This window comes from Nocardia sp. NPDC020380, assembly GCF_044386975.1.
Taxonomy (GTDB): Bacteria; Actinomycetota; Actinomycetes; order Mycobacteriales; family Mycobacteriaceae; genus Nocardia.
Genome location: NZ_JBIRVQ010000001.1, coordinates 602336 through 617906 on the forward strand (window position 1 = coordinate 602336; position 15571 = coordinate 617906).

Below are 15571 nucleotides of genomic sequence, written 5' to 3' on the forward strand. Positions count from 1 at the left end.
GGGGTTCTGGTGATCTACTTTTCGATGGGCTACTGGGTCCTCGGACTCGCATTGATCGCATCGTTCTCGGGGGCAGCGTGCGGGTTGCAGTGCATCCGGCAGTCGACGAAGTCGGTCACCGCGCGGTTCCGGCTGATCTGGTTGTTCGTGGCGGCTTGCTCGATCGGCGGTGTCGGCGTGTCCATGCCGATCTTCGTCTCCATGCTCGGCCTCGATGTGACCGGCAGCCAGTTGCGCTACGACACCACCCTGACTCCCCTGTGCGCCGTGCTGTCGGCGGTCACCGTGCTGGTGGCGCTGATCGTCGCGGGCAAGAAGCTGAACTGGGTGCGGCTGGGAATCGGCACGGTGATCATGGCGGCCGGCATCGGCACCATCCATCTGCTGCTGTTGTCGGCGATCCGGGTGCAGGGCAGCGTGGAGCGTGGCCTGGTGTCGATCGTCGCGGTGTATCTGATCGCGGCCGTGCTGTCGGGGCTGCTGATCTGGTTCAGCTACTGGGCGCGGACGGTGCCGCTGGTGCTGGTCGGTTCGCTGGTGTACGCGATTCTGGTGCTGGGCATGCACTACGCCGGTCTGACCGGGTTGCAGGTGCGTGTGGATCCCGCCGCCAAGCGGCCCGCGGGTGATGTGCTGTTCGACTTCTTCGTGCCGTTCTTCATCGTGAGCACGCTCTCGCTCACGGTGCCGATCACCGCCATCCTGGTGGCGCCGGATCGCCGGGAGGCGCGGGTCATGCCGGTGCAGCCGTCCGCGGCGCACAGTCCCTCCCTGGCCGTCGCGTCGGGAAGGGCTGCGCGCGAGTCGGTCTCGGGTCGCTGAGCGGCCGGTCGGTTCGTCAGTCCGTGGTATCCGGATCGAGTAGGCCGAACAGTTCGCCCTGGGGTGCGGCCAGGATGGCCATGCGCCCGAACGGACTGTCCTGGGCCTCCATCAGCACGGTCGCGCCGAGCTCCGCGGCGCGGGTGAGACCGCCGTCTATACCGTCGAATTGGAACCAGGTCAGCCAGTACGGCCGGTCCGGCGCGTGACCGTTGGCGCTGTCGTCGTTGATGCCGCCGACCGAATCCCGTTGTCCCGGCGGGGTGAAGCTGGCGTAGCGCATGCCGTCGGTGCCGAATTCGGTGAAGGTGAAGCCGAATACGTCGCCGTAGAACGTCTTCGCGGCCTCGAACTCCCCGGTGTGCAGATCGTTCCAGACGTAGCCGCCGTGCTCGTTGTGTACCGCGGCGCCGTTGTGCGCCCGCGCTTCCCAGACCGCGAAGGGCGCGCCGGCGGCGTCCGCGGCCACGAACATGCGGCCGAACTCCATGACGTCGAAGGGCGGCACCAGCATGCGGCCCCCGGCCGCCGCGACCTGTCCGGCGCAGGCGTCGGCATCGGTGACCGCGAAGTAGGTGGTCCACACCGACGGCACGCCCGTCTCGGGTTTGGGTCCGATGCCGGCGACGGCCTCGCCGTCGCGTAGCGCCATCAGGTAGCCCCCGGATTCTTCCCCGCCGCCTTGCACGTCCCAGCCGAACAGTTCCGAGTAGAACTCCCCGGCCTTGGCGGGATCGTCGACCTGACAATCGACCCAGCACGGTGTTCCAGGGGGCCAGGCTTCGTTGCGTACGGGCATCGGTTTCTCCGTTTCGGTTCTAGCGCAAGTGACGCCGATCACACAATCGCGTCCAGTCAACCACTACCGGCTGACAAAAAACCGAACTTCGGAGAGCGGATGGAGGAGTCTCCGGGATTGGGGCACACCGGGCGTGTCGGGCGAATTACAGTGACAGGCATGCGTTTCGGGCTGGATTACGCCGCAGGTCGGCCCGCCGCGAGCGCCATCCGGACGGCCGGGTACGACTTCGTGATCCGCTACCTGTCCGATGGCGGGCCCACGCTTCCCGGCAAGCTGCTCACACCCGCTGAAGCGGACGATCTGCGCGCACAGGACATTTCGATCGTGTCGACCTGGGAGACCACGGCGACTCGCATGCTGGACGGCTTCGGGGCGGGCGTCACCGACGCGCATGCCGCGCTGGCGCAGGTGCTGCGCTGCGGTGGAAGAACCGACCGGCCTATTTACTTCGCCGCCGACTTCGATGCCACCGCGCCACAGCAGACCGCCATCGACGCCTACCTGAACGGCGCCGCCACCGTGCTCGGCGCCGCGAATGTCGGTATCTACGGCGGGTATTGGCCGGTGAGCCGCGCCCTCGACGGCGGCACCGCGACCTGGGCGTGGCAGACGATCGCCTGGTCGGGCGGGAATCTGGACCCGCGCATCGCGGTCCTGCAGACCGGCGCCCAAGTCACCGTGGACGGCGTCACCTGCGATGTAAATCAAACCGACCGAACCGATTTCGGACAATGGGATGCGGAAGCGGAGGAACCGGACTTGACACCCGAACAAGACCAGATACTGCGGGACATCCAGACCCAGCTGCGCGGGCCCGGCCTGACCGGCTGGCCCCAGCTCGGCACCGACGCGCAGGGCCAGAACCGGACGCTGGTGGACGCGGTGGCCGCCGCGCTCACCGAACTGGACGAACTGCGCACGGAGGTCAGCGATCTGGAGGCCACGACCGCCGAACTCTCCCAGGAGGTGGACCGGCTGTCCGGGCCGACCTGGCCCTTCCCGTTCTCCTTGATCGAGGGGCCGGCGTCGGCCTTCGCCGAGCGGCTGGCGCGCCTCGAGCAGTTGGTGGGCTCGGTGCCGCTGCCCGGCTGGGGAATCGGACCGAACGGACATACGGCAAAAGCCGCTCAAAGCGGACAAAGTCCCGAATAATGCGCCGTATTACCGTACGAATCAGCCGAATTGGGCTCGAAACTCGCCCCGGAAGTGCACCGATAAGTGAGCTGGAGAGTGAGCCGCGAACCGGCCTCGGAAGTGGCGATGAGCGGGTTCTTCTGTTGTCAGAAGAACCCGCCCTCAACGCATGAGGATAGCGCCCCCAGGCAACGAATTCACAACTTTGAGAAGACTTTTTCGAGGCCCCTGGTCAGCGCTTTCCAGCCCACTGATCAGAGCTTCGCCGGATCGATCAGACCCCGCTCCACCGCGCGGGCCAGCCGCCGCGGGACCTGGTGCACGACCCCGCTCACCTTGACGGGCACCAGGTCGGGCGGGGTCGCCTTCCACTGGGAACGCCGGCTGTGGGTGTTGGCCCGCGACATCCTGCGCTTTGGAACAGCCATTCTTCAGTCCTCCTCTCGCGCAGCGGAATTGCTACCGCCGCGAACACGCTTTCCGTAGCGGCGCTCGAACTTCTCGACTCGGCCCGCGGTATCCAATACCCGCTGGGAACCGGTCCAGAAGGGATGCGAGTCGGAAGTTACATCGACCACGAGCAATGGGTAGGTATTCCCGTCCGTCCACTCCACGGTGCGCAAGGAGACCGCGGTCGAGCGGGTCAGAAAACGCTTTCCGGTACCGACGTCTTCGAAAACTACCGGATGGTAATCAGGATGGATTCCCGGTTTCATTGCTTCACCTTTCGTTCTGCCGGTTGGTGCCGTCCCCGGCCACCGGCGTGGATCGGGTTGTGTCGCAGGGCTCCTCGTGCTGGTCACCGAAGGGGTCCGCCCACAGCGCGACCCGCTCGGGCGCGAAGCGCACCTGCCGGAATTCGTCCTCGTCGACCAGGGCCCAGTGCAGGGCGTGCCGGATCTCCTCGGCATCGGCGTCCGCCACCAGGATCACCATCGAGGTGTGGCGGTCGCCGGAGGTCTCGTCCCAGCGCAAGGTGGCCATGGCATGCCGCTCCGGGTCGGTCTCCGCGACCGTGGCCAGCTCCTCGGGAGTCATTGCGGCCAGCCACTTCCCGGCGCCGCCGACCCGCAGCCCGCCGCCGGCCGACTCCAGCCACACCACCTCGTCCGGCTGGGTGGCGAGCCATACCCGGCCGCGCGCGCTCACCACGCCGTCCAGCAGGACATCGATGGCCGAGTGCAGGCGCTCCGGATGGAAAGGCCGTTCGGTCGCGAATTCCACCAGGGCCACACCGCAATCCGGTTGCAGCGGCGGCATGCCGCGCAGCAGGGGCGCGTGCGGATCAAAGGGCGCGCCGCGGCGGGCGTCGGCGGGGACCCGCCGCCGGAGCCAGGTGAGGTCGTCGGCGGCGAGCGCGCCCGGTTCGCTCACCCAGGCCACCGGGGCGGCGGGGGCCAGCCGGCCCAGCACGGCGGCCGTGCGCTCGCGGTCCAGCAGATCGGCGCCGCCGTCGAAAGCGATGAGGGCGTCGGCGAATTCGACCTGCCCGACGGCCAGCTGCGCGATGGTGCGGTCGTCCTCGGCGGTGGCGTGCCCGCGCTCGGCGAGGGTCTCGTCACCGGTCGCGTCGGCCAGCCAGTCCCGGGCGTCCAGGCAGGTGAGCACGGCGCCGATGCGGACGCTGCGGCTCGCCGGACCGTCCACGCGGCCCACCACATTCGCGACCACGGTGTGCTCGATGGCCTGGCAGACGGCCTCGGCCTCGAAGGCCGGGTCCAGCGCGAGCACGATGTGCCGCACCGAGTCCCGCACCGCGAGCAGGCACAGGTAGGGCAGCAGGTCGGCGCGCAAGGTGCAGGAGACACAGCCGTGCGCGAGCTCGAGCACGGTGGTCGTCTCGCGGCCGTCCAGGTACACGATGCGGCGCACCACGCCCTGTCCCAGCTCGCTCAGCTCGTGCCGGACCACGGCGGTGCCCGGTTCCGTGCCCAGGATGCGCGCGGCTCGGTCCACACCGTCCGCGGCGCGGCCCGGCAGACCCGCGACGACCAGGACGGGTTTGCGGCGATCGGTCACCACCGTCACCCCTTTCGACAATGATTTTCATTTAACGATCGGGAACAGTACACTCCCATCCCGACGTTGTCGAAAATGATTGTCATGTACATCGAGGCTGGAAGGGAGTGCCCATGTCAGCGATCTGCCAGGTCACCGGACGTAAACCCGGATTCGGTAAGTCCGTGTCGCACTCGCACAAGCGGACCAATCGGCGCTGGGACCCCAACATCCAGCGCAAGACCTACTACCTGCCCAGCGAGGACCGGCGCATCACGCTGAACGTCTCCGCCAAGGGCATCAAGACCATCGACCGCGACGGCATCGAGGCGGTCGTCGCCCGCCTGCGCGCCCGCGGCGAGAAAATCTGAAGGAGCTGCCACCGATGGCATCCAAGTCCACCGACATCCGGCCGATCATCAAACTGAAGTCCACCGCGGGCACGGGGTACACGTACGTGACGCGGAAGAACCGGCGCAACGATCCCGACCGGATGGTTCTGCGTAAATACGATCCCGTCGTACGCAAGCACGTCGACTTCCGCGAGGACCGCTGAAATGGCCAAGAAGTCGAAGATCGAAAAGAACGAAGCACGCAAAATCATCGTCGCCCGCTATGCCGAACGACGCGCTGAACTCAAGGAACTCATCCGCAAACCGACCACCTCCGATGCCGATCGAGAGGCCGCGCAGAGCGCCCTGCAGAAACTCCCGCGCGATGCCAGTCCGGTACGATTGCGCAATCGGGACGCCGCGGACGGACGCCCGCGAGGTCATCTACGGAAATTCGGCCTTTCGCGAGTACGGGTTCGCGAGATGGCTCACCGCGGAGAGTTGCCCGGCGTACGCAAATCGAGCTGGTAAGCATCCACAGATCTCGTGAGTAAGGAACCGCAGACATGGCAGTGAAGCGAGCACCGTCGAAGAAGGTCCGCGCCGAGCAGGCCCGCCGCCCGAAGAAGAACCCCCTGATCGCCGCCGGTATCGAGACCGTCGACTACAAGGACGTGAACCTGCTCCGCACGTTCATCTCCGACCGCGGCAAGATCCGCAGCCGCCGCGTCACCGGCTTGACCCCGCAGCAACAGCGCCAGGTCGCCGTCGCGGTGAAAAACGCCCGAGAAATGGCGCTGCTCCCCTTCACCAGCCGCTAGCTCCCCCGCCTCCCCGCGACTTTTGCGGACCGGTTAGGCGGTACATCGATTTCGTCGCCGACTCACCCAATGCAGTGGCCGGGTCAGCCCGTCCCCGGTGAGTTACCCCCGACTCACGAAATCAGTTGTTGCGCAAGCAACCACACCAAAAGACCGCGGCCCTCCTATAACGAACCCGGCCCCCGAGTGCAATTGCGCTCGGGGGCCGGGTTTTTCGTGGGGCTTCAGGGGCGTCGGCCCCTGAGAGTCACGAGAGTTGTCTATTTACGGGATGGTCAGGACCTGGCCGACGTTGATGGCGTCCGGGTTGGGGATGCCGTTGGCGTTGGCGATGTCCTGGTAGCGGTTGCCGTCGCCGTAGAAGCGCTCGGCGATGGCCCAGAGGGTGTCGCCGGGCTCGACCGTGTAGGTCTGGGCGGCCGGCGGCGGGGGCGGCGGCACCTCCTCGGCAACCGGGGCGGCGGCGGCCGGCTCCGGTGCGGGGAGCGGGTTGTCGGTGTTGGTTTCGGAGTTCCAGAGCGCGCTGCCGTCGCCGCCGTAGAGCACGACGTTGCGGTCGGCCTGCACGACCAGGCGGTCGGCGGACTTGCCGCTGGTCTCGGTGGACCATTCGGCGCCACCGTCACCCTTGTAGAGCACGAAGTTGCCGTCGGGCTGCAGTACCGCGCGCTCGACGCCCTTGTCGTTGGTGCCGGACGCCCACACGACATTGCCGCTGGGTTCGGACAGCACCAGGTTGCCATCATTTTGCAGAGTGAGTGTGTAAGCGCCGCCTTGCAGCGACTCTCCACGACCGAGTTCTTCGCCGACCTTCAACGAGTCGCCCACGGTGCGTCCTTTCGGGAGGGGTGATCAGGGGGAAGCCGATGGCGCGGAACTGCATTCGCACATCTGATCCGACATTACCGACACCGCGCCGGTCACCGCAGGGTTACGCGCCGCATGACGCGAATTCTTTGGCGTGTCGTCGCCAGAAGTTCGCCGAAGTAACGGATCGGGCCATCAGAACCGGCCGTACGGTCGCTGCCACTAGGGTGTTGCCCATGTACGGGACTCGAGGACGCCGCATGATCGCTGCCGTCGGCGTCGCACTCATCGGGCTGGCCGTGACCGCCTGCGGGAGCACGGAATCCAGTAGCGCGAAATCCACCACCACCACGCCCGCCACCACCACCCAACCCACCCCCACCGAAGCGCCGCAGGGCCAGTTCGGCCGCGCCTTCACCGCCGACCCCAGCATCGTCAGCCCGCACCCGATCCCGTTCGACAGCTGGACCCGCATCGCCCCCGACAAGATCGCGATCAACTTCCAGACCGGCTCCCCCGACTGCTACGGCATCGACTACACCGCCACCGAAACCGACTCCGCGGTCACCGTCGAATTGAAGTCCGGCACCCTGCCCGCCGCGGTCGGCAAGATGTGCACCATGATCGCCGTCTTCGGCACCCTCGACATCCAGCTGAAGGCCCCGCTCGGCGACCGCAAGGTCGTCATGGCCGCGACCAGCTGAACAACGAAACAGTAAGGGCCGGTGCGCATTCCGCGCACCGGCCCGTACTTCGCGCCTACGTCAGTGGGTGAAGTGACGCGCACCCGTCAGATAGAGCGTGACGCCCGCTTCCTTGCACAGCTCGATGGTGTCCTTGTCGCGGATCGACCCGCCCGGATGCACGATCGCCCGCACCCCGGCGGCCACCAGCACCTCCGGCCCGTCCGAGAACGGGAAGAACGCATCGGACGCGGCCACCGAACCCTTGGCCCGCTCGCCGGCCCGCTCGACCGCCAGCTTGCAGGAGTCGACCCGGTTGACCTGCCCCATGCCGACGCCGGTGGCGGCGCCGTCATCGGCCAGCAGGATGGCGTTGGACTTCACCGAACGGCAGGCCCGCCAGGCGAATTCGAGATCCCGCAGCGTCGCCTCGTCGGCCGGTTCACCGGCGGCGAGGGTCCAGTTGGCGGCGTCGTCGCCGTCGGCCTGCAGGATGTCGCGGTCCTGCAGCAGCGCGCCGCCGCTCACCGGGCGCAGCTCCACGCCGCGGCGCTGGGCCGGCTCGGCCACCAGCACGCGCACGTTCTTCTTGCGCTGCAACACTTCCACCGCGCCGTTGGCGTACGAGGGCGCCACGACGACCTCGGTGAAGATCTCCGCGACCTGCTCGGCCATCTCGACCGACACCTCACGGTTGGCGGCGATCACGCCGCCGTACGCGGACACCGGGTCGGTGGCGTGCGCCTTGCGGTGCGCCTCGGCGATATCCGCGCCGATCGCGATGCCGCACGGGTTCGCGTGCTTGATCACAGCGACCGCGGGGGCGTCGAAGTCGTAGGCGGCGCGCCAGGCGGCGTCGGCGTCGGTGTAGTTGTTGTACGACATTTCCTTGCCGTGCAGCTGCCGCGCCTGCGCCAGACCCGCGGCGCCGGCCTCGGCGGTGTACAGCGCGGCGCCCTGATGCGGGTTCTCGCCGTAGCGGAGCACGTTCTCACGGTTCCAGGTCGCGCCGATCCACGCCGGGAAGCGCTGCGCGCCTTCGGTTTCCGGCTCCACGGCCGGAACGGCGACATTGGTCATCCAGCCGGCGACGGCCACATCGTAGGTGGCGGTGTGCTGGAAAGCCTTGGCGGCCAAGGCGGTCCGCTCGGGCAGCGTGAAGCCGCCCTGCTGCACGGCCGCGAGCGCGCTGTCGTAGTCACCGGTGTTGACGACCACGGCGACCGACGGGTGGTTCTTGGCGGCGGCGCGCACCATGGACGGCCCGCCGATGTCGATCTGCTCGACGCATTCGTCGATGCTCGCGCCGGAGGCCACGGTCTGCGTGAACGGGTAGAGGTTCACCACGACCAGCTGGAAGGCCTCGACACCCAGCTCGACGAGCTGGTCGACGTGCTCTTCCTTGCGGGTGTCGGCGAGGATGCCGGCGTGCACGCGCGGGTGCAGGGTCTTGACGCGACCGTCCAGGGTCTCCGGGAAACCGGTCAGGTCCTCGACCTTGGTGACCGGGATGCCGGCGTCGGCGATCTTGTTGGCGGTCGAGCCGGTCGAGACCAGCTCCACGCCCGCCTGGTGCAGACCGGTGGCCAGTTCGATCAGGCCGGTCTTGTCGTACACGCTTACCAGGGCCCGCTTGATCGGCTTGCGTTCAGCTGCGCCGGACTGTCGTTCGCTGCGCTCACTCACCGGAGAACTCGCTCATCTGGGATAACTGCCTTTCGTCCATCGGAGACAATGCCTCGGGTCGCGACGGCCGCGACGACTTCCGCCAACAGCCGGCGCTCCACGACCTTGATGCGCTCGTGCAGGGAGTCCTCGTCATCGCCGGGGAGCACCGCGACCGGCTCCTGCGCGAGGATCGGACCGGTATCGACACCCGAATCGACCAGGTGCACGGTCGAACCCGTCACCCGCACGCCGTAGGCGAGCGCGTCCCGCACCCCGTGCGCGCCCGGGAAGGCCGGCAGCAGCGCGGGATGGGTATTGATGATGCGGCCACGGAACCGATCCATGAACGCGGGACCCAGGATCTTCATGAATCCGGCGGACACCACCAGATCCGGCTGGAACACGGCGACGGTCTCGGTCAGCGCGCGATCCCAATCCGCCCGATTCTCGAAGTCCGACAGCGGGACCTGGAACGAGGAGATATCGAAGTCCTCCGCATGGGTGAGCGCGGGACAGTCACGATCCGTGCCCACCGCGACCACCTGAGCCGGATACCCCGGCTCCCGGGTCGCTTCGAGCAGCGAACGCAGCAGGGAACCGGTACCGGAAGCCAGCACGACGACGGTCGCGGGCGCGGTCGGCGGCAACAGCCGGGTGGGCGAGGACGTCAGCGCTCTACTCCCTGTGTCTCGGAGCGGGAAGAGGGGTACGGCCGGTAAGACCGCCGCCTAGAGCCTAACTGTCCCGCCTCCCCGGAACTTCAGCGGCCGACCAAGAGCCGTTGTCCGCCCCGCATCCGTGCCGGCGGTCAGCTGCCGAACCAATTCTGGACGTACCCGACGAGTTACCCCGATCCTTGCGAAATCAGTTGTCGACTTCCGTTCCCTCCACTATCTCGGCGTCGACTATGTCGTCGGGGGCGGCAGGTTCCTGGCGGATGCGGGCGGTGAAGACGGGTTCGTCCTCTTCGAGGAGTTCGCCGTCGACGGTGTCGTCGGCGGCGGGGGCGGGTTCGTAGTCGTCCGCGTAGTCGTCGTCGAATTCTTCGTCGTAGTCGTCGTATTCGTCGTAGTCGGCGTCGGGGTCCTCGTAGTCGGACTCGTAGGCCGGGTCGTAATCGTCCTCGTATTCGAGGTCGTAGTCGTCGTATTCGTCGTCGGCGACGGTTCCGGCGTATCCGGCGGCGGCCGCGGTCGCCGCTCCGGCCGGGGTGAACCAGCGAGCGCCGAGCATGCCGACGTAACCGGCCACCGCCAGCCAGATGAAGGCGAGGGCCGCGGATAGGAGGAGGTTCGGGCCGATGCGGCCGAAGGTGCCGAGTTCGCCGCCCGCCACGACACCGAGCAGAGTGATGGCCACCGCCGCCACGGCGGCCGAGGTGAGCGTCGCCCAGGGCGCGGCCGGGCGGTCGCGCGAGGTGCGCCCGCAGTCCAGGCCGCCGAGCACGCCGACCGCCGCCGGCGCCACCAGCAAGGCCATCCACCAGGCCGCCACCGGCCCGGACGGCACGGCCGCCGCCAGCGGCACCGCGGGCAGCGGCGCGCCCTCGATGCCGAACAGGCTGAGCGAGCCCGCGCCGATGTGCACCTGCCCGCCGAGCAGCAGGCCCACCGCGTCGATGAGCACGTTCGGCAGGTAGGCCAGCGACAGCACGGTCAAACCCAGTCCGCCGAAGATGTTTCCGGCGGTGTGATAGGTGTCGCCGATCCGCGACCAGTGCCCGAGGAACGACACCACGGTGACCGCCGCGGCCACCAGCAGCAGCCGCCACACCGACAGCAGACCGGTCCGCACGCCGGGAACGACCCAGTGCGGCAAGGGAATCGGCAGCAGATCGGTGAACTCGCGCCAGTTCCGCGCGCCGATGCCGGCGATCGCGGCCACCAGGTTCAGCCCGATCACCCAGGCGAAGGCGACCAGGGTCTGCGGCGGTTGCAGCGGCATGGTCGCGGACGCGTCGTCGGCGACCGCCAGGCAGACCGCGGTGATGAGCAGCGGACCGCCCACCGCCGCGCCCACGATCCAGGCGAGATCGACTCGCGTGCAACCGGGTTCGGCGGCCAGATCGCATTCGCGGGCGACCAGCCACAGCATCACCGCGGTCGGCACCAGCGGCCACAGCCCGATCCCGGTCTTACCGATCACCAGCGGAACCTGATGCACCGCAAGCCAGCTCGCGGCGATGGCCCCGGACGCTCCCGAGGTCCCGCTGTGCGCGGCGAACAGGGTGCCGAACACCAGCACGAAGATCACCAGCAGCACGATGGCCGCGGGCCGCGCCGCCACCAGCATCAGCACGCGCGCCCGCTCCGGCGTCAGCGACCCGAATCCGCCGCCACCGCCTCCGCCGCGCACCGGTTCGCGCGGCGGCAGCGGTTCCCGCGGCGACATCTGCCGCGGCGCGCGGTCGCCCAGACGAGCCAGGGCGGTCTTCGGGGCACTCATGGACAACCAGCGTGACAGCTTCATGAAAACCTGAGGGTCAGGCGCGCCGCACACCCCTGAACAGCGGGCATGCGGGCTTGCGCGAAGGCTCGGGGGATCTGGCCGGGGGCTCGGCGGCGCCGGCGCCGGCCGCGACGCGGCATGCGGGCAAGCGAACGGCCCCCGGGCGGAAAGCCCAGGGGCCGTTCATGTTCTGCTCCGAAGGCGCGGCGGGCTACTTGGCGTCGTCCTGACCGGGGCGGAAGGCGCGGGTGGCATCGGCGGCCGGGTCGGCGGCCTGCTCGCCACCGAACGGCTGGCCCGGGCGCTGACCGGCGGCGAAGTGCTGCGTCGCCGGATCCGCGCTCGCCGGCTGCTGCGGCGCGCCGTAGGACTGCTGACCGAAACCGCCCGGCTGCTGACCGTAGGACGGCTGCTGCTGGCCGTAACCCGGCTGCGGCTGCGAGCCGGTGCCGTATCCGGCCGGCTGCTGCGGCTGCTGGCCCGACTGGCCGTAGCCCTGCTGACCGTACGAAGGCTGCTGCGGCTGCTGACCGTAACCGCCCTGCTGGCCGTAGGACGCCGGCTGCTGCTGACCGTAACCGGCCTGCTGACCGTAGCCCGGCTGCTGGAACTGCGAGCCGGTCGAGCTGAACGGCTGCTGGCCGTAGCCCTGCGGCGTGGCCGGCTTGGGCGCCGGCGGCTTGACGATGCCCGCCTCGAACAGCACGGCCAGCACGGCGAGCACGGCCTGCACGAACGAGAAGAACAGGATGACCCAGCCGCCCCACTTCAGCGACACATTGTCATCGAGGTCGAAGGAGGTGAACAGGATCGCCAGGAACGCGGCGAACGACGACGCGGCCACCACACCGGTCCAGTTCTGCTTGGGCAGCAGCGACAGTCCCGCCAGGATGCCCGCGAACAGCACGATGGTGATCAGCGCGGCGCCGCCGGGCGACTCGAACAGACTCGAGGTGATCGTCGGGCCGACCGTCTGGCCGCCGATCTGCACCGGCTTGGACCCGAGGTAGGGCGCGAAACCGAGCAGGAAGGTGATGACACCGAGGGCGGCGACGCCGACGGTGAGGAAGAAAGGCAGGCCCTTGCCCGCTTCGGGCGTCGTACTCGACCCAGCGGGACTGCCCGTAGGCTGCGAGCCGTAGCCGGGTGCGTTGGAAGGCGTCGGCGTGGGCCCGTTGTATCCCGAGCCCCCGGTCGGGTATGACATGTCGTCGTCTCCTATCGAGTCGTTCACGAACTGCCACCGACGCTACTGCAACAGACCGCCGCGAGCACCATGTACCACCGGCGACGCCCCTGGCGCAATAGCGAATCGGGGCTTGACCGGGGAATGTCGGACCCTTGTGGGATCGTCGATTCATGAGCGGCAACGACTTCCGCGAACCGGCCCGGCAGCCCGAGGAGCTGGCAGTGTTTTTCGTCGAACGGGCGAACGACGGTGATGTCGAAGGCCTGGTCGCACTGTACGAACCCGAAGCGACACTTGCCTTTCCGCCCGGAACCATCACTGTCGGCCACGACCGGATCCGCGCGGTCTACACCGAACTATTGGCTTCCCGGCCGACTTTCACCCCCGGTATCCAGCAACCCACGTTGCGCAATGGAGACCTGGCCGTGACCTCCACGCGGCTGGCCAACGGCGATGTGACGGCCGAAGTCGCGCATCGGCAAACCGACGGCACCTGGCGCTGGATCATCGATCAGCCCAAGATCGCCTGACCGCCCCGGCCCCGGAAACGGCGAAGGCCGCCTTCCGAAATCGGAAGGCGGCCTTCAGGATTCGCGAATGGCCCGACCACGCTCCGGCCGGTGCCCCGCTACCGTCGGGCAGCGGGGCACGCGAACCGTCAAGCGTTGACGGCGGCCTTCTCGAGGATCTCGCGCGCGAGGGCGGCGGTCTCGGACGGGGTCTTGCCGACCTTCACGCCCGCGGCCTCGAGGGCGTCCTTCTTGGCCTGGGCGGTACCGCCGCCGCTGGACACGATGGCGCCGGCGTGGCCCATGGTCTTGCCCTCCGGCGCGGTGAAGCCCGCGACGTAGCCGACGACCGGCTTGGTGACGTTGGCCTGGATGTAGGCCGCGGCCCGCTCCTCGGCGTCGCCGCCGATCTCGCCGATCATGACGATGAGCTTGGTCTCGGGGTCCTTCTCGAACGCCTCGATGGCGTCGATGTGGGTGGTGCCGATGACCGGGTCGCCGCCGATGCCGATGGCGGTGGAGAAACCGAAGTCCCGCAGCTCGTACATCATCTGGTAGGTCAGGGTGCCCGACTTCGACACGAGACCGATCGGGCCCTTGCCCGCGATGTTGGCCGGGGTGATGCCCACCAGCGACTCACCCGGGGTGATGATGCCCGGGCAGTTCGGGCCGATGATGCGGGTCTTGTTGCCCTTGTCCACGTTGTAGGCCCACGCGTAGGCGGAGTCCTGCACCGGGATGCCCTCGGTGATGACCACGAGCAGCGGGATCTCCGCGTCGATGGCCTCGATGATGGCGTCCTTGGAGAAGGCCGGCGGCACGAAGGCGATGGAGGTGTCCGCGCCGGTCTTCTCGATGGCCTCGGCGACGGTCGCGAAGACCGGCAACTCGACCTCGTTGCCGTCCTTGTCGACGTGCTTGACGGTGGTGCCGGCCTTGCGCGCGTTCACGCCGCCGACGACGTTGGTGCCTGCCTTCAGCATCAGCGCGGTGTGCTTGGTGCCCTCACCGCCGGTGATGCCCTGGACGATGACCTTGTTGTCCTTGTTCAGGAAGATAGACATGTGGGTTCGTGTCCTTACTTGGCGGTGCCGTTGGAAGAAGCTGCCAGTTCGGCCGCTTTATCTGCGCCTTCGTCCATGGTCTGAGCGAGAGTCACCAGCGGGTGGTTGAAGTCGGCGAGGATCTTGCGACCCTCCTCGACCTTGTTGCCGTCCAGGCGCACGACCAGCGGCTTGTTGGCCTCGGCGCCCAGGGTGTTCAGCGCGCCGACAATGCCGTTCGCGACCGCGTCACACGCGGTGATGCCACCGAAGACATTCACGAACACGGACTTGACCTGGGCATCGCCCAGGATGACATCCAGGCCGGCGGCCATGACGGACGCCGAGGCGCCGCCACCGATGTCGAGGAAGTTTGCGGGCTTCACGCCGTTGTGGTTCTCACCGGCGTAGGCGACGACGTCCAGGGTCGACATGACCAGACCCGCGCCGTTGCCGATGATGCCGACCTCACCGTCGAGCTTGACGTAGTTGAGGTCGTTCTCCTTGGCCTTGAGCTCGAGCGGGTCGGTCGCATCGATATCGGCGAAGGCCGCGTGATCGGGGTGGCGGAACTCGGCGTTCTCGTCCAGGGTGACCTTGCCGTCGAGGGCCAGGATCTCGTCGTTGGGGGTGCGCACCAGCGGGTTGACCTCGACCAGGGTGGCGTCTTCCTGAATGAAGACCTCCCACAGCTTCTGGATGGTCACCGCGGCGGCGTCGAGGATGTCGGCGGGCAGGTGGCCCTGCTCGGCGATCGAGCGGGCGAACGCGAGGTCGACACCCTTGACGGCGTCGACGGGAACCTTGGCGAGGCGATCCGGCTTGGTGGCGGCGACCTCTTCGATCTCCATGCCACCCTCGACCGAGCACATGGCCAGGTAGGTGCGGTTGGAACGATCCAGCAGGAAGGAGATGTAGTACTCCGACGCGATGTCCTTGGCCTCGGCGACCAGGACCTTCTTGGTGATGTGGCCCTTGATGTCCAGCCCCAGGATGTTCTGGGCGTGAGTGAAGGCATCCTCCGGGGTCGCGGCGTACTTCACGCCACCGGCCTTGCCACGGCCACCGGCCTTGACCTGGGCCTTGACCATGACCGGCTTGCCGATTTCTTCCGCGATCGCACGAGCTTCCTCGGCCGTATCAGTGACGCGGCCCTCCGACGAGGGCACTCCGTGCTTCACGAAGAGTTCCTTCGCCTGATATTCGAAGAGATCCATGTACTCACCGTCTCGTCTGCGTTGTTGTGACAACGTCTTGGTTGGCGGCCCGTTGTTGGCCCGTAGTGACTGCTTGCAGGTCACTCGAAAGGGTCTGT

At 67.9% G+C, this 15571-nt stretch carries 19 protein-coding genes; 8 read left to right on the forward strand and 11 right to left on the reverse strand.

Annotation, left to right across the window (positions count from 1 at the left end; translation table 11 throughout):
* Positions 1-9 precede the first annotated feature (9 nt).
* Complete coding sequence (locus ACH438_RS02830; RefSeq protein ID WP_397000424.1) at positions 10-822, forward strand: hypothetical protein; 813 nt, start codon at positions 10-12, stop codon at positions 820-822.
* A gap of 16 nt (positions 823-838) precedes the next feature.
* On the opposite strand, the gene ACH438_RS02835 is transcribed toward ACH438_RS02830, so the two are convergent.
* The gene (locus tag ACH438_RS02835; RefSeq protein ID WP_397000426.1) at positions 839-1621 is read right to left on the reverse strand and encodes a VOC family protein; all 783 of its coding nucleotides are present in this window, start codon (positions 1619-1621) and stop codon (positions 839-841) included.
* Between the two features lie 159 nt (positions 1622-1780).
* On the opposite strand from ACH438_RS02835, the gene ACH438_RS02840 reads away from it, so the two are divergent.
* A complete protein-coding gene (locus ACH438_RS02840) occupies positions 1781-2776 on the forward strand; it encodes a DUF1906 domain-containing protein (RefSeq protein WP_397000428.1) in 996 nt (331 codons plus the stop codon).
* Positions 2777-3012: 236 nt separating this feature from the next.
* Here ACH438_RS02840 and rpmF read toward each other — a convergent pair whose 3' ends face one another.
* The 3 genes from rpmF to mrf are packed head-to-tail and all read right to left on the reverse strand — an operon-like array spanning position 3013 to position 4780.
* The gene (rpmF, locus tag ACH438_RS02845; protein ID WP_397000430.1) at positions 3013-3186 is read right to left on the reverse strand and encodes a 50S ribosomal protein L32; all 174 of its coding nucleotides are present in this window, start codon (positions 3184-3186) and stop codon (positions 3013-3015) included.
* A gap of 3 nt (positions 3187-3189) precedes the next feature.
* On the reverse strand, positions 3190-3474 hold the full coding sequence (locus ACH438_RS02850; RefSeq protein ID WP_397000432.1) for a type B 50S ribosomal protein L31: 285 nt from the start codon (positions 3472-3474) through the stop codon (positions 3190-3192).
* Between the two features lie 4 nt (positions 3475-3478).
* Positions 3479-4780, reverse strand: a complete 1302-nt coding sequence (mrf, locus tag ACH438_RS02855) for a ribosome hibernation factor-recruiting GTPase MRF (RefSeq protein ID WP_397000757.1) — start codon at positions 4778-4780, stop codon at positions 3479-3481.
* A 110-nt stretch (positions 4781-4890) separates the two neighbouring features.
* Here mrf and rpmB point away from each other — a divergent pair, with 110 nt between their 5' ends.
* Genes rpmB through rpsR form a run of 4 tightly spaced genes read left to right on the forward strand, consistent with a single transcriptional unit; the run spans position 4891 to position 5909 of the window.
* Positions 4891-5127, forward strand: coding sequence for a 50S ribosomal protein L28 (gene rpmB / locus ACH438_RS02860; RefSeq protein WP_397000434.1), 237 nt, complete (start codon positions 4891-4893; stop codon positions 5125-5127).
* A 14-nt stretch (positions 5128-5141) separates the two neighbouring features.
* Positions 5142-5312 (forward strand): 50S ribosomal protein L33, encoded by a 171-nt coding sequence (gene rpmG / locus ACH438_RS02865; RefSeq protein ID WP_067533445.1) that lies wholly within the window; start codon positions 5142-5144, stop codon positions 5310-5312.
* Between the two features lies 1 nt (position 5313).
* Positions 5314-5619, forward strand: coding sequence for a 30S ribosomal protein S14 (gene rpsN / locus ACH438_RS02870; protein ID WP_397000437.1), 306 nt, complete (start codon positions 5314-5316; stop codon positions 5617-5619).
* Positions 5620-5654: 35 nt separating this feature from the next.
* Positions 5655-5909, forward strand: a complete 255-nt coding sequence (rpsR, locus tag ACH438_RS02875) for a 30S ribosomal protein S18 (RefSeq protein WP_011211513.1) — start codon at positions 5655-5657, stop codon at positions 5907-5909.
* Between the two features lie 264 nt (positions 5910-6173).
* Here the strand turns inward: rpsR and ACH438_RS02880 are convergent, their stop codons facing one another.
* A complete protein-coding gene (locus ACH438_RS02880) occupies positions 6174-6737 on the reverse strand; it encodes a LysM peptidoglycan-binding domain-containing protein (protein WP_397000439.1) in 564 nt (187 codons plus the stop codon).
* A gap of 215 nt (positions 6738-6952) precedes the next feature.
* Between ACH438_RS02880 and ACH438_RS02885 the strand changes: the two genes are divergently transcribed.
* Positions 6953-7420, forward strand: coding sequence for a hypothetical protein (locus ACH438_RS02885; RefSeq protein WP_397000441.1), 468 nt, complete (start codon positions 6953-6955; stop codon positions 7418-7420).
* Between the two features lie 60 nt (positions 7421-7480).
* Here ACH438_RS02885 and purH read toward each other — a convergent pair whose 3' ends face one another.
* From purH to ACH438_RS02905, 4 genes are all read right to left on the reverse strand, one after another.
* Positions 7481-9085: a bifunctional phosphoribosylaminoimidazolecarboxamide formyltransferase/IMP cyclohydrolase gene (purH, locus tag ACH438_RS02890; protein ID WP_397000443.1), complete on the reverse strand. Its 1605-nt coding sequence runs from the start codon at positions 9083-9085 to the stop codon at positions 7481-7483.
* A complete protein-coding gene (purN, locus tag ACH438_RS02895) occupies positions 9082-9714 on the reverse strand; it encodes a phosphoribosylglycinamide formyltransferase (RefSeq protein WP_397000445.1) in 633 nt (210 codons plus the stop codon). Before purN ends, purH begins: the two co-directional genes overlap by 4 nt.
* Positions 9715-9931: 217 nt before the next feature.
* The gene (locus ACH438_RS02900) at positions 9932-11512 is read right to left on the reverse strand and encodes a DUF6350 family protein (RefSeq protein ID WP_397000447.1); all 1581 of its coding nucleotides are present in this window, start codon (positions 11510-11512) and stop codon (positions 9932-9934) included.
* 214 nt (positions 11513-11726) lie between these two features.
* Entirely contained in the window at positions 11727-12722 is a 996-nt protein-coding gene (locus ACH438_RS02905) for a DUF5336 domain-containing protein (protein ID WP_397000449.1), read from the reverse strand.
* A gap of 152 nt (positions 12723-12874) precedes the next feature.
* Between ACH438_RS02905 and ACH438_RS02910 the strand changes: the two genes are divergently transcribed.
* Positions 12875-13234: a YybH family protein gene (locus ACH438_RS02910; protein WP_397000451.1), complete on the forward strand. Its 360-nt coding sequence runs from the start codon at positions 12875-12877 to the stop codon at positions 13232-13234.
* A gap of 128 nt (positions 13235-13362) precedes the next feature.
* Here ACH438_RS02910 and sucD read toward each other — a convergent pair whose 3' ends face one another.
* Both sucD and sucC read right to left on the reverse strand, forming a co-directional pair.
* Positions 13363-14277, reverse strand: a complete 915-nt coding sequence (gene sucD, locus ACH438_RS02915) for a succinate--CoA ligase subunit alpha (protein WP_397000453.1) — start codon at positions 14275-14277, stop codon at positions 13363-13365.
* A gap of 14 nt (positions 14278-14291) precedes the next feature.
* Entirely contained in the window at positions 14292-15473 is a 1182-nt protein-coding gene (sucC, locus tag ACH438_RS02920; protein ID WP_397000455.1) for an ADP-forming succinate--CoA ligase subunit beta, read from the reverse strand.
* Positions 15474-15571 lie beyond the last annotated feature (98 nt).